Annotated in this window: 13 protein-coding genes and 2 tRNA genes; 4 read left to right on the top strand and 11 right to left on the bottom strand. The window is 62.0% G+C overall.

The window, feature by feature from the left end:
* The 3 genes from aat to infA all read left to right on the top strand — a co-directional run bounded on the left by aat (position 1) and on the right by infA (position 1,740).
* Positions 1-711, top strand: a complete 711-nt coding sequence (aat, locus tag FVW59_RS04610) for a leucyl/phenylalanyl-tRNA--protein transferase (RefSeq protein ID WP_148063082.1) — start codon at positions 1-3, stop codon at positions 709-711.
* Entirely contained in the window at positions 708-1,421 is a 714-nt protein-coding gene (locus tag FVW59_RS04615; RefSeq protein ID WP_148063083.1) for an arginyltransferase, read from the top strand. The genes aat and FVW59_RS04615 overlap by 4 nt, the downstream gene beginning before the upstream one ends.
* 100 nt (positions 1,422-1,521) lie before the next feature.
* The gene (gene infA / locus FVW59_RS04620; protein ID WP_148063084.1) at positions 1,522-1,740 is read left to right on the top strand and encodes a translation initiation factor IF-1; all 219 of its coding nucleotides are present in this window, start codon (positions 1,522-1,524) and stop codon (positions 1,738-1,740) included.
* A 103-nt stretch (positions 1,741-1,843) separates the two neighbouring features.
* On the opposite strand, the gene clpA is transcribed toward infA, so the two are convergent.
* From clpA to icd, 3 genes are all read right to left on the bottom strand, one after another.
* Complete coding sequence (gene clpA, locus FVW59_RS04625) at positions 1,844-4,132, bottom strand: ATP-dependent Clp protease ATP-binding subunit ClpA (protein ID WP_148063085.1); 2,289 nt, start codon at positions 4,130-4,132, stop codon at positions 1,844-1,846.
* 21 nt (positions 4,133-4,153) lie between these two features.
* A complete protein-coding gene (clpS, locus tag FVW59_RS04630; protein ID WP_148063540.1) occupies positions 4,154-4,477 on the bottom strand; it encodes an ATP-dependent Clp protease adapter ClpS in 324 nt (107 codons plus the stop codon).
* Positions 4,478-4,717: 240 nt separating this feature from the next.
* Positions 4,718-5,971, bottom strand: a complete 1,254-nt coding sequence (gene icd / locus FVW59_RS04635; protein WP_148063086.1) for an NADP-dependent isocitrate dehydrogenase — start codon at positions 5,969-5,971, stop codon at positions 4,718-4,720.
* Between the two features lie 149 nt (positions 5,972-6,120).
* Between icd and FVW59_RS04640 the strand changes: the two genes are divergently transcribed.
* Positions 6,121-6,753, top strand: coding sequence for a pseudouridine synthase (locus FVW59_RS04640; protein ID WP_148063087.1), 633 nt, complete (start codon positions 6,121-6,123; stop codon positions 6,751-6,753).
* Between the two features lie 78 nt (positions 6,754-6,831).
* Here the strand turns inward: FVW59_RS04640 and FVW59_RS04645 are convergent, their stop codons facing one another.
* The 8 genes from FVW59_RS04645 to kdsB form a co-directional block, all read right to left on the bottom strand.
* On the bottom strand, positions 6,832-7,524 hold the full coding sequence (locus tag FVW59_RS04645) for an SOS response-associated peptidase (RefSeq protein ID WP_148063088.1): 693 nt from the start codon (positions 7,522-7,524) through the stop codon (positions 6,832-6,834).
* A gap of 98 nt (positions 7,525-7,622) precedes the next feature.
* Positions 7,623-7,696 (bottom strand) — tRNA-Cys (locus tag FVW59_RS04650).
* Positions 7,697-7,834: 138 nt separating this feature from the next.
* Positions 7,835-7,910: transfer RNA gene (locus FVW59_RS04655), tRNA-Gly, on the bottom strand.
* 97 nt (positions 7,911-8,007) lie between these two features.
* On the bottom strand, positions 8,008-8,571 hold the full coding sequence (gene pgsA, locus FVW59_RS04660) for a CDP-diacylglycerol--glycerol-3-phosphate 3-phosphatidyltransferase (protein ID WP_148063541.1): 564 nt from the start codon (positions 8,569-8,571) through the stop codon (positions 8,008-8,010).
* Positions 8,572-8,586: 15 nt separating this feature from the next.
* Positions 8,587-10,413: an excinuclease ABC subunit UvrC gene (gene uvrC, locus FVW59_RS04665; protein ID WP_148063089.1), complete on the bottom strand. Its 1,827-nt coding sequence runs from the start codon at positions 10,411-10,413 to the stop codon at positions 8,587-8,589.
* Positions 10,410-11,438 carry a UDP-N-acetylmuramate dehydrogenase gene (gene murB / locus FVW59_RS04670; RefSeq protein ID WP_148063090.1) on the bottom strand — a complete coding sequence of 343 codons (1,029 nt, stop codon included), beginning with the start codon at positions 11,436-11,438 and terminating at the stop codon, positions 10,410-10,412. Before murB ends, uvrC begins: the two co-directional genes overlap by 4 nt.
* Positions 11,422-11,904, bottom strand: coding sequence for a low molecular weight protein-tyrosine-phosphatase (locus tag FVW59_RS04675; RefSeq protein WP_148063091.1), 483 nt, complete (start codon positions 11,902-11,904; stop codon positions 11,422-11,424). Before FVW59_RS04675 ends, murB begins: the two co-directional genes overlap by 17 nt.
* The gene (gene kdsB, locus FVW59_RS04680) at positions 11,901-12,677 is read right to left on the bottom strand and encodes a 3-deoxy-manno-octulosonate cytidylyltransferase (protein ID WP_222711429.1); all 777 of its coding nucleotides are present in this window, start codon (positions 12,675-12,677) and stop codon (positions 11,901-11,903) included. Before kdsB ends, FVW59_RS04675 begins: the two co-directional genes overlap by 4 nt.
* Positions 12,678-12,697: the final 20 nt, after the last annotated feature.

The following is a 12,697-nucleotide window of genomic DNA, read 5'->3' on the forward strand; positions in this document are numbered from 1 at the left end:
ATGCCCCTGCTGCCTGTCCTCGCCCCCGGCGAGGACTTCCCCCCCAGCTGCGAGGCCCTGGACTATCCCAACGGTTTGCTCGCGGCAGGGGGTGAACTCTCCCCGCAAACCCTGCTCTCTGCCTACCGCCGAGGTATATTCCCGTGGTACCAGCCACCGGACCCGGTGCTGTGGTGGACGCCCGACCCCCGCTCAGTGCTGTACCCCGAGCAGTTGCATATTTCCCGCAGCCTGGCGAAAACCCTGCGCCGCAACAGCTTTACTCTCGACGCCGACACCCGCTTTCGCGAAGTCATGCTGGCCTGCGCTGCCCCCAGGGCCGGTCAGGATGGCACCTGGATCAGCGACGCCATGGTGTCGGCCTACAGCGAACTGCACCGACTCGGACATGCCCACTCCATCGAGGTCTACCGGGACAGCGAACTGGTGGGCGGGCTCTATGGCATCGCCATAGGGGGCGCCTTCTTTGGCGAATCGATGTTCAGCCGCGCCAGCGATGCCTCGAAAACGGCGCTGGTAGCACTGGCGTGGCTGCTGCGCGGGGCCGGCTGCCGGCTGATCGACTGCCAGGTGGAGAGCGGGCACCTGAACTCACTGGGCGCCCGCACTATTTCCCGGCTGGACTTCGAGCAAGAGCTTGCCCAAACTGTGGACATGCATCCGCAGTCGCTCAACTGGCGACTGCCAGCGTCTTGTGGAGAGTTGCTGTGACATCTTCCCTGCGGGATCTCAAGGTCTACACCACCTACCCCCATAGCTGCAGCTACCTGCGCGACCAGGAGGCGACTACCCTGTTTATCGACCCCCGCCAGGAGGTCGACCAGCACCTGTATAGCAGCCTTTCCACCCTGGGCTTTCGCCGCAGTGGCAACCACGTTTACCGACCGCATTGCGGGCAGTGCAAGGCCTGCATCCCGGCGCGTATTCCGGTGCAGGACTTCCAGCCCCGCCGCAACCAGCGCCGCAGCCTGCGGCAGAACCGGGACCTGAGCGTGGAGCGCACGGCGGATATTCGCGACAACCAGGCCTACCACCTGTACCAGCGCTATATCGAGCAACGCCACGCCGACGGCGACATGTTCCCGCCGGATCGCGAGCAGTACGAATCCTTCCTCAACAATGCCTGGGACTGCACCCGCTACTACCGCTTCTACGACCACCGCCGCTTGCTTGCGGTGGCAGTGGTGGATGTAATGATCGACGGCCTGTCGGCCATCTACACCTTCTTTGACCCCGACGAGCAACAGCGCGGTCTGGGCAGCTACGCCATCCTGTGGCAGATCGAACAGGCCCGGGAGATGGGCCTGCACTATCTCTACCTCGGTTACTGGATCGAGGCCTGCAAGAAAATGGCCTACAAGGCGGATTACCAGCCACTGGAACTGTTGCTGGACAACCGCTGGCGGCGGCTGGCGGAGTAACCACCACTATTGTCGTCAAAGCGCCAAAGATACATCTGGCACATCCCTTGCGTTTGAGGCAAAATGCGCCCCTATTTTTTCGCGAGGATCTGCCAAGGGCATGGCAAAAGAAGACCAGATCGAAATGGAAGGCGAGGTGATCGACACCCTGCCCAACACCACTTTCCGCGTGCAGCTGGAAAATGGCCACGTTGTGACCGCACACATCTCCGGCAAGATGCGCAAGAACTACATCCGCATCCTGACCGGCGATAAAGTCCGTGTGGAACTCACCCCTTACGACCTGAGCAAAGGTCGCATTACCTATCGGGAGCGTTAAGCGCACCGCTCTGATGTGGTGGCGCTTGCTCCGCCCACCCTTTCAGCGGCGCGGATAGAACAGGGGCGCAATTACATCGAATTGCGCCCGCTGCATTGCGTCATCAGGAATCCGCCAGCACCGCCTCCTCTTCCTCCACGCTGACCACCAGCGCATCTGCCGCCCGGTCCAGGGTGACTAATGCTGTGCCGCCACCGTGGGCCAGCGCTCCGAACAGCACCAGTTCCGCCAGCGGCTTCTTGATGTGGTCCTGGATGACCCGTTCCATCGGCCGCGCACCCATATTGCGGTCGTAACCCTTCTCCACCAGCCACAGGCGCGCGTCTTCATCCACCTGCAGGGTGACACGCTTCTCGTCCAGTTGGCCCTGCAGCTCGGTCAGGAACTTGTCCACCACGGTCAGAATCACATCCTCGCCCAGCGGCTCGAACTGCACGATGGCATCCAGGCGGTTGCGGAATTCCGGCGTGAACATGCGGTTGATCGCCTCCATGCCGTCGGTGCTGTGATCCTGGGAGGTAAAGCCGATCGTCCTGCGGCTGATGCTCTCGGCGCCGGCGTTGGTGGTCATCACCACGATCACATTGCGGAAATCCGCCTTGCGGCCGTTGTTGTCGGTGAGTGTGCCGTGATCCATCACCTGCAGCAGCAGGTTGAACACCTCGGGGTGGGCCTTTTCGATCTCGTCCAGCAACACCACCGCGTGGGGGTGCTTGGTCACGGCATCGGTAAGCAGGCCACCCTGGTCAAAACCGACATAGCCGGGAGGCGCGCCAATCAGGCGTGACACGGTGTGGCGCTCCATATACTCGGACATATCGAAGCGGATCAGCTCCAGGCCCAACTGCTTGGCGAGCTGGCGTGTCACCTCGGTCTTGCCGACACCCGTAGGGCCGGCCAGCAGGAAGGAGCCGATGGGCTTGTCGGGAGAGCGCAAGCCGGCACGGGCCAGTTTGATGGCCGTGGCGAGGCTGCTGATCGCCTGGTTCTGGCCGAACACCACCATCTGCAGGTTCTTTTCCAGCTTCTGCAGGGTTTCCTTGTCGTCCGAGCTGACGGTTTTCGGGGGAATGCGGGCAATCTTGGCCACCACTGCCTCGATGTCACCCACGCCGATGACCTTCTTGCGCTTGGAGGGTGTCTGCAGTTGCTGGTAGGCGCCCGCCTCGTCGATGACATCGATGGCCTTGTCCGGCAGGAAACGGTCGGTGATGTAGCGCGAGGCCAGCTCAGTGGCCGTGCGCAGGGCCTTGTCGGTGTAGCGCAGGCCGTGGTGCTCCTCGAAACGCGACTTCAGCCCCTTGAGGATCTTGTAGGCGTCTTCCACGCTTGGCTCAAGCACGTCGATTTTCTGGAAACGGCGGCTGAGGGCGCGATCCTTGTCGAAAATTCCGCGGTATTCCTGGAAGGTGGTGGAGCCAATACAGCGCATCTTGCCCGAGGTCAGCAGCGGCTTGAGCAGGTTGGAGGCGTCCATGACCCCGCCAGAGGCGGCGCCGGCGCCGATAATGGTGTGTATCTCGTCGATGAAGAGGATGGCGCCCTCGCGCTTTTTCAGCTCTGCCAGCAGGCCCTTGAAGCGCTTCTCGAAGTCACCGCGGTATTTCGTACCCGCCAGCAGGGAGCCGAGATCCAGCGAGTAGACCACACTTCCCTGCAGTATCTCCGGCACTTCGCCATCGACGATCATCTTGGCGAGCCCCTCGGCAATCGCGGTTTTACCGACACCGGATTCGCCCACCAGCAGCGGGTTGTTCTTGCGCCGGCGCGCCAGAATCTGGGCCACCCGCTCAACTTCGGGAATGCGACCGATCAGCGGGTCGATACGCCCGGCTGCGGCCTCCTCGTTCAGGTTGGTGGCGAAACTGTCCAGCGGGTTGGCTTCACCCTCCTCGCCAGCGCCTTCTTCGCCGGGGGCCTGGCCGGGTTCCACACCATCGCCCTCGGCGTCATTGCCGACCTTGGAAATGCCGTGGGTAATGAAATTCACCACGTCGAGGCGGGCAACGCTCTGGGTTTTCAGGAAGTACACGGCCTGGCTTTCCTGCTCGGAGAAAATCGCCACCAGCACATTGGCACCGGTAACTTCGCTCTTGCCGGAGGATTGCACATGGAATACGGCGCGCTGCAGTACGCGCTGGAAGCCCAGTGTGGGCTGGGTGTCGCGGTCGTCCTCGTCCTCGGGAATCAGCGGTGTGGTGGCGTCTACAAACTCCACCAGGTCGCCGCGCAGGCCGCCGATGTCGGCGCCGCAGGCTTTCAGCACCCTGATAGCATCGTTGTTGTCCAGCAGCGCCAGCAACAGGTGTTCCACAGTCATGAACTCGTGGCGCTTGGCCCGCGCTCCGCGGAAGGCCTCGTTCAGCGTCTGTTCCAGATCCTTGCTCAGCATAAGTTACCGCTCCCCGGGGGATTACCCCTCCGATGCCTCGATCTCACACAACAGTGGATGTTCGTTTTCCCGCGCATACTGGTTCACCTGCGCCGCCTTGGTCTCGGCGATGTCACGGGTATAGATACCACACACACCCTTGCCCTTGGTATGCACCGTCAGCATCACGTGGGTGGCCTGCTCGCGATTCATCCGAAAGAAAGTCTCCAGTACCTCTACCACAAACTCCATGGGCGTGTAGTCGTCATTGATCAATACCACTTTGAACAGCGGCGGTCGCTTGAGTTCAGGTTTTGATTCCTGCAGCGCGAGATTGCCGTCATGGTGCTCATCTTCGCCGGCCATGCGCCACTGCTGGTATGTGCGGTATTCGATCACGCGTTACTTCTCTCGTACTCTGCCTGTAGGTCAGCGGTATATGGTGGGAGTATACGTCATTTCAAGGGCAACTGGCCCCCGACCCGCCGTAAGGCGGCGTGAAACGGGTCTAGTTTTTGCCGCCTGCAGGCACAAAAAACCCCAGCAATGGCCGGGGTTCCGCGTAAAAGCAACAATACGCCGGCGCTGGGCCGGCGTCTGCGGATCTTACATATTGTCGACCATCTTCTGGCCAAACTCGGAGCAGCTCACCAGGGTGGCGCCTTCCATCAGACGCTCGAAGTCGTAGGTGACGGTGCCCTGCTGGATGGCGCCGTTCATACCCTTGATGATCAGGTCAGCGGCTTCGTTCCAGCCCATGTGGCGCAGCATCATCTCGGCAGAGAGGATCAGCGAGCCAGGGTTGACCTTGTCCTGGCCGGCGTACTTGGGCGCGGTGCCGTGGGTGGCTTCGAACAGGGCCACCTTGTCGGACAGGTTGGCGCCGGGGGCGATACCGATACCGCCTACCTGTGCCGCCAGTGCGTCGGACAAGTAGTCGCCGTTCAGGTTCAGAGTGGCGACCACGCTGTACTCTTTAGGACGGGTCAGTACCTGCTGCAGCATGGCGTCGGCAATCACGTCCTTGATGACGATGTCCTTGCCGTTGTTGGGGTTCTTGATGGATACCCAGGGGCCGCCGTCCAGCAGTTCGCCGCCGAACTCTTCCTGGGCCAGCTCGTAGCCCCAGTCGCGGAAGGCGCCTTCGGTGAACTTCATGATGTTGCCCTTGTGTACCAGGGTCACGGAGTCCAGGTCCTGGTCGATGGCGTACTGGATGGCCTTGCGCACCAGGCGCTTGGTGCCCTCTTCAGACACCGGCTTGATGCCGATACCAACGTTGGTGGGGAAGCGGATCTTGGTGGCGCCCATTTCGTTGATGATGAAATCGACGACTTTCTGCGCCTCTTCGGTACCGGCCTTGTACTCGATACCGGCGTAGATGTCTTCGGAGTTCTCGCGGAAGATCACCATGTTGCAGGCGCCGGGATCTTTCACCGGAGAAGGCACGCCTTCAAACCAGCGCACCGGGCGCTGACAGGTGTAGAGGTCCAGTTCCTGGCGCAGGGCCACGTTCAGGGAGCGGAAGCCACCGCCAACCGGCGTGGTCAGCGGGCCCTTGATGGCCACGGAATATTCCTTGATGGCTTCCAGGGTTTCTTCGGGGAACCAGTCGCCATCGTACAGCTCGGCGGCTTTCTCGCCGGTGTAGATTTCCATCCAGGAGATTTTCTTGTCGCCGCCATAGGCCTTTTCTACCGCGGCATTTACAACGTCGATCATGACCGGGCTGATATCAACACCGATGCCATCACCTTCGATATAGGGGATGATAGGGTTGTTGGGGACGTTCAGGCTGTTGTCATCGTTGACAATGATCTTTTCGCCGCTGGTCGGCACCTGAATATGTTTGTAGCCCATGGTCGTACTCCGTAGCATTAGCAGGTTCAATGGAAGGCGGGGTGCGTTATCCTGATGGGAATGACCCCGGTTCGAGCGGCGCGTAGTGTAGCAGGTTTTGCCCCCTTTCTCTTGATTGAAACGGACATTTTTCCCCGATCCGACAGCCCATGGCCCAGCTTATTCTGTTCAACAAACCCTTCCAGGTTTTGAGTCAATTCACCGATGAAGGCAGTGGCGAGCCCCGCGCTACACTGGCGAATTATCTCGACGCGCCGGGCTTTCGCGCTGCCGGCAGACTGGACTACGACTCCGAGGGGCTGCTGATTCTCACCGACAATGGCGCCCTGCAGCAGCAGATTGCCAACCCGCGCCACAAGCGCTGGAAAACCTACCTGGTGCAGGTGGAGGGAAACATCAGTGACGCCGCACTGCAGCGACTCGCCGCCGGCCTCGAACTCAAGGACGGCCCCACCCTGCCGGCAAAAGCCAGGCGTGTGGATCAGCCAGAAGGCTTGTGGCCGCGTACCCCGCCGATCCGGGAGCGTAAAAATGTCGCGGACAGCTGGCTGGAACTATCGATTCAGGAAGGCCGCAATCGGCAGGTGCGAAGAATGACCGCCGCCGTGGGCTACCCGACGCTGAGACTGGTACGCACGCAGGTCGGTGACTGGACGCTGGAGGGACTGGCGCCGGGAGAATTCAGAACAATTGAAGTTGCGGCGCCCGTCGCGCACCGCAAACCCGGCGCAAGCAAAACAAACCCTGCCCGGCGCAGGGCACGGCGAAAAAGCTCCCGCTAGATTACCGGCCACTGGAGCCCGGACTGAGCCTACTCCCCCTGATAACCGACCAGGGATACTCTAGGCTTCGGCCCTCTGCTACTCAACCCGTATCGCCGCTGCGACCGGCGACATGGTGCTGGGCGACTTGTCCCGCACATTGCCAACCGTTCCGTCGAGCCGCGCCAGCAGCAAGGGAAACTTCAACTCCGCACGGAACAGCGTGTCGTTAGCCGGCACCGGCGCCGCATTATCCAGCCAGCGGTCACATTCATCGCGGGTCAGCATCACCGGCATTCGCGAATGCCAGGGGGCAAACTCCGGCGCCGCAGCCGTTGTCACCATGGTGACGGACAGCAGTTCTCTGCCCTCGCCTTTCCAGATGTCCCAGAGCGCGGCGACGGCTATCGCCCCCTGTTCGCTGGAAACCGACCACCAGCCCGCCAGTTCACCCGCTTTTACACGCTCGGCGAAGGCGCTGACCGGCAACACGCCACGCTGGCGCAGAAAAGGCCCGCGATAGGAGCGCTTTTCCGCCAGTGTTTCAGCGCGCGCATTGAACATCGGATACTGGCGATTCGCCGCGCCGCTGGATGTCGCGGGAATCAGCCACCAGTGAGCGTCATCAATACGGAATTCGCCTTCGTTCAGGCGCACCAGAGGTACGGCGTCGGTCGGGCGTAAATTGAAGCGGGCGCTACCCGGGTTTTCCGGCTCCGGCCATTGCGGGTCTATCTGGCCCCGGTATTCGCGCCAGGTGCCACTGCCATGCGTTGCGTAGGTTCCACACATGGGCGAAGTATAACAGTCGCCGTCAGGCGCACGATGCGCGGGCAGCGAAAAGCGGGGTGGCGCCAGAGGGCGCTATTCGAAAAGTATCAGGATAAAAATGGAGGCTCGGGTCGGAATCGAACCGGCGTACACGGAGTTGCAGTCCGCTGCATAACCACTCTGCCACCGAGCCATGGGGATGTAGAGATACGCTGGGGCGCGTCCTAACTCCTTTGTGTGTGAGGATTGGAGCGGGAAACGGCCGGGATGGCGCACCATTTCGAACTCCTCAACCTTCATTGCCTTACCTAATGCCGGAGGCAGTGAGGATTGGAGCGGGAAACCGGGTTCGAACCGGCGACCTCAACCTTGGCAAGGTTGCGCTCTACCAACTGAGCTATTCCCGCCTCACACAGAGGGTGCCCATTGTATGAATTGCGGCGCCGGAGTCAACAACCTCTGAAGAAAATTCCTGTAACTCGCTGAAACCCGGCGATTTTGTAGTCAGACTTTCAAGTGTTCGACCATCACCTGCCGGGCCGCACGCAGATAGATCATCATCGACCACAGGGTCAGCACCGCGGCGGTGTAGAGCATCAGGTAAGACAGGGCCAGCAGCCAGCTCTCATCGGTAGCCGGATCGATAGCCAGCAGGCCGACGATGGCGACCATCTGGAAGGCGGTTTTCACCTTCCCCACATAGGACACCGCGACCGAGGTGCGCTGGCCCAGTTCCGCCATCCACTCGCGCAGCGCCGAGACTACAATTTCCCGGCCGATTATCACGCAGGCCGCGAGGGTAAAGAGAATCGTGTCGTGGCGCTCGACCAGCAGCACCAACGCCACGGCCACCATGAGCTTGTCTGCCACCGGATCGAGGAAGGCGCCAAAGGAGGTCATCTGGTCGAGGCGACGCGCCAGGTATCCGTCAAACCAGTCGGTGATGGCCGCCAGACCAAAGATGCCCGCCGCCACCAGTAGGTGCTTTTCAAAGGGCAGGTAAAACACCAGTACCAGCACAGGGATCATGAAAATGCGCAGCATGGTCAGCGCATTGGGAATATTGATGTGCAAGTAGTGCTCCTAGTCAGTGGCCGTATGCAGATGGTCATAAATCTGCTGGGCCATGGTGGCACTGATGCCGCCCACTTTTTTCAGTTCATCGACACCGGCATTCTTCACCCCCCGGGCGCTGCCAAAGTGTCGCAACAGTTCCCTGCGCCGCTTGGCGCCGACACCGGGAATCCCCTCCAGTTGAGACTGGCGCCGGGTTTTGTCGCGCCTGGCGCGATGGCCGGTGATGGCAAAACGGTGCGCCTCGTCGCGAATATACTGTATCAGGTGCAGCGCCGGGCTGTCCCCCGGAAGCTGCCTCTCGATGCCACTGGCGCCCATCACCAGGGTTTCAAAACCGGCCTTGCGTGTAACGCCCTTGGCGACGCCCACCACGGTGATGTCATTGATCTGCAGCGCTTCCAGCACACCGAGCGCCTGGGCCACCTGCCCTTTGCCGCCATCGATCAGCAACAGGTCGGGCATGGCGCCCTCCCCCGACTGCAGTCGTTTGTAGCGGCGCTCCAAGGCCTGCTGCATGGCGCCGTAATCGTCGCCGGCCGCCACACCTTCAATATTGAACTTGCGGTAGTCGCCCTTGCGCGGCCCCTCCTGGTCGAACACCACGCAGGATGCCACGGTCGCTTCGCCCGAGCTGTGGCTGATATCGAAACACTCCATCCGCTCGGGAAGATCGTCCAGCCCCAGCTCGGCCTGCAGGGCCTGGACCCTGGCCAGCGTGGTTTCACGGCCGGACAAGTGCGCAGCCAGATTCGTCTGGGCGGTCTGCACAGCCAGTTGCAGCCAGCGCGCCCGCGCCTCCCGCACCCTGTAGCGCAGACGCACCTTGCGCCCGCTGTGAACACTGAAGGCCTCCGCCACGGTATCGGCGTCTTCCGGCAGCGCGTTGACCACGATGTCCGGCGGTATCTGGCGCTCGCCACCCAGGTAGTACTGGGGCAGAAAGGCAGCCAGTACCTCTGCCTCGTTCTCTTCCAGTTTCAGCGGCGGGTAGTAGGTCTTGCTGCCGAGTACCCGGGCGCCCCGCACAAACAGCACCTGCACGCAGGCGCGGCCGCGATCCAGCGCCGCGGCGAGAATATCGAGATCGCCGCTGCCACCTTCGATGCCCTGGGTCGCCTGCACATGCTGCAACTGGCCGAGCTGGTCGCGGTAGCGCGCCGCCTCTTCGTACTTCAACTCGGTGGCCGCGCGTTCCATGTCATCGGCCAGCTGCACCATAAGCTCACGTGACTTGCCGCGCAGGAACAGGCTGGTGTTCTCCACCTGCTCTGCGTAATCCCCAGGTGTGACCAGTTCCACACAGGGAGCGGTGCAGCGATCAATCTGGTATTGCAGGCAGGGCCGGGAGCGGTTGCGAAAAAAGCTGTCTTCACACTGGCGCACCTTGAACACTTTCTGCAAAAAATGCAGTGATTCCCGCACCGCCGCAGCACTCGGGTAAGGGCCGAAATAGGTGCCCTTGCGCCGCTTTGGTCCGCGGTGAAGACTGAGCCGCGGATAGGTATCCTCGCTGGAAAGGAAGATGTAGGGGTAGCTCTTGTCGTCCTTCAGCAGGATATTGTAGGGCGGGTGGTGGCTCTTGATCAGGTTGTGCTCAAGCAGCAGGGCATCCACTTCCGTCGAGGTAACGGTGACCTGTATATCGGCAATACGACTCACCAGGGCCATGGTTTTTTCCGTCAGGCCAGTGGCGCGGAAATAACTGGACACCCGGTTGCGCAGGTTTTTGGCCTTGCCGACGTAGAGCAATTCCCGCTCGGCGTTGTACATCTGGTACACACCCGGGCGGGTGGTCAGCCGTTTGAGGAAGGACTTGTGATCGAACTCGCTCATGTCGCAGCGCCGTAAATACGCGGCTCGATTTCAAGGTCGATTGCAAAGCGGGCTTGCACGGAAGCGCGAATATCCGCGGCCAGTTGCAGCAGGCGTTCGCCGATGTTGGCGCCGCAGTTCACCAGCACCAGCGAATGGGCGGGATGTACACCCACCCCGTCCCGCACAAGCCCCTTCCAGCCGCAGCGCTCAATCAGCCAGGCAGCGGGGATTTTGACCAGCCCCTGGCCGGCGGCGAACGACGGCATCTCCGGTTCGGTGCGCTGCAAAACTTCGGCCTGGCCCGCCGACACAAGCGGATTCTTGAAAAAGCTGCCCGCATTGGGCTCTTTTGCAGGGTCCGGCAGGCGCGCCCTGCGAATCGCCACCACCGCATCAAACACATCGCGGGGCGCCGGCCTGGCAATGCCCTGCTCTGTCAGTCTGGCCGCGAGGCCGGGGTAACTGCACTCCACGGCGGCGCTGGCGCTGAGACGCAGATCGACAGCAGTGATCACCACGGTGTCACGCAATTCGCCCTTGAAGATGCTGTCGCGGTATCCAAAGGCGCAGTCGCGGGCGCTCAGCCGGATGGGCTCGCCGCTATCGATACGACGCCCATGGACGGCGTCGACAAAGGGTTCCAGCTCCACGCCGTAGGCGCCGATGTTCTGGATCGGCGCAGCACCCACTGTGCCGGGAATCAGGGCAAGGTTCGCCAGCCCCGAATAGCCCTGCTCGACCGTCCAGCGCACCAGGTCGTGCCAGTTCTCACCGGCCTCTATTCGCAACAGTACCGTGTCGCCCGTGCTGGAAAGCAGTTGCCGGCCGCGGGTAGCGACCTGCAGTACCAGCGCGTCGACATCACCGGCCACCACGATATTGCTGCCCCCGCCCCAGGGCAATACAGCGAGACCCTGCGCCCTGGCAAAATCCAGCGCCGTGTCGATATCGCCCGCGTCTGCGGCGCGCGCAAAGGCCCTGGCCCTGCCGCTCAGTGCCAGGGTATTCAGCGTAGACAGGTCTGCGTTAGGCTCGATCTGCACCGTCTATCTCCGCCAGCAGTCCGCTGCTGGCCGCTTCAATCAGATCCAGCACACGATCAAAGCCTTCGTCGCCGCCGTAATAGGGATCGGGAACTTCCCTCTCCGGGCTATCGGCGAATGGAAGGAAAAGTCCCAGGTGGCCTGTAAAACTGGCCGGGCGCATGGCCTGCAGGTCCCGCAGGTTGCTCTCGTCCATGGCCAGTATGTAATCGAAGCGATCGAAATCGGCGGGGCTTACCTGTCGGGCACGCAAATGTTGCAAATCGTAGCCGCGGGCCGCCGCCGCTGCCTGGGCGCGTTGATCGGGGGCCCGGCCGATGTGCCAGTCACCCGTGCCACAGGAATCCACCTCGACCCGTGCACTGAGGCCTCGCGCAGCCACCATCTGCTCGAACACGCCGTGAGCCGTCGGTGAGCGACAGATATTGCCGAGGCAGACGAACAGTATCCTGACCTGGCTGCTCATGCCGGCACCTCCCCCAGATAGCGGCGCAGCCGATCCAGGTCTGCCGGCGTATCCACACCGCCAGGTACCGCGGCCCGCGCCTCTTCAACATGAATACCCACGCCGTGATACAGGGCGCGCAGTTGCTCCAGCTGCTCCAGCTGCTCCAGCGGTGCCGGGTCCCAGGTAATGTAACGGTGCAGAAAGGCCGTGCGGTAGGCGTAAATGCCGATATGACGGTACCAGTCCCCCATCGGCATCGCCTGCTGCAAGGCATCGCCACCACCGAGCCCGGCATCCCGTGGCCAGGGAATTGTGGCGCGACTGAAGTACAGGGCCATCCCGTCCGCCCGCGGTACCACTTTGACAACGTTCGGGTCGCGCAGGGCGTCGACGCTGTCGATGGTTTCGCACAAGGTGGCCACACCGGCCTCGGGATGGCGCGCCAGGTTGGCGGCTACCTGGTCGATCACGGTCGGCGGTATCAGGGGCTCGTCGCCCTGCACGTTGACAACGATATGCTCGTCGTCCAGCCCCAGCTGGGCCGCCACTTCCTGCAACCGATCGGTACCGGAGGGGTGGTCGCTGCGCGTCATGCAGACCTCGGCGCCAAAGCCGGCGGCACAGTCGGCGATACGCGGGTCATCGGTGGCGATCACCACCCGCCCCGCCCCGCTGGCGCTGGCCTGCTGCCACACGCGCTGCACCATGGGCAGGCCGGCAATCAGTTGCAGGGGCTTGCCCGGCAAGCGCGAAGAGGCATAGCGGGCTGGAATCACAACGGAAAATGGCATAGTCAGGGTAACAACCGTTT

It is taken from the genome of Parahaliea aestuarii (assembly GCF_008064635.1).
GTDB classification, from domain to species: domain Bacteria; phylum Pseudomonadota; class Gammaproteobacteria; order Pseudomonadales; family Halieaceae; genus Parahaliea; species Parahaliea aestuarii.

Coding starts and splice junctions, on each gene's coding strand:
- clpA (WP_148063085.1), bottom strand. CDS start 4,132: ATGCTGAGCAAGGATCTGGAACAGACGCTGAACGAGGCCTTCCGCGGA.
- FVW59_RS04640 (WP_148063087.1), top strand. CDS start 6,121: ATGGCCCAGCTTATTCTGTTCAACAAACCCTTCCAGGTTTTGAGTCAA.
- FVW59_RS04645 (WP_148063088.1), bottom strand. CDS start 7,524: ATGTGTGGAACCTACGCAACGCATGGCAGTGGCACCTGGCGCGAATAC.
- infA (WP_148063084.1), top strand. CDS start 1,522: ATGGCAAAAGAAGACCAGATCGAAATGGAAGGCGAGGTGATCGACACC.
- uvrC (WP_148063089.1), bottom strand. CDS start 10,413: ATGAGCGAGTTCGATCACAAGTCCTTCCTCAAACGGCTGACCACCCGC.
- icd (WP_148063086.1), bottom strand. CDS start 5,971: ATGGGCTACAAACATATTCAGGTGCCGACCAGCGGCGAAAAGATCATT.
- clpS (WP_148063540.1), bottom strand. CDS start 4,477: ATGGCCGGCGAAGATGAGCACCATGACGGCAATCTCGCGCTGCAGGAA.
- FVW59_RS04675 (WP_148063091.1), bottom strand. CDS start 11,904: ATGAGCAGCCAGGTCAGGATACTGTTCGTCTGCCTCGGCAATATCTGT.
- aat (WP_148063082.1), top strand. CDS start 1: ATGCCCCTGCTGCCTGTCCTCGCCCCCGGCGAGGACTTCCCCCCCAGC.
- kdsB (WP_222711429.1), bottom strand. CDS start 12,677: ATGCCATTTTCCGTTGTGATTCCAGCCCGCTATGCCTCTTCGCGCTTG.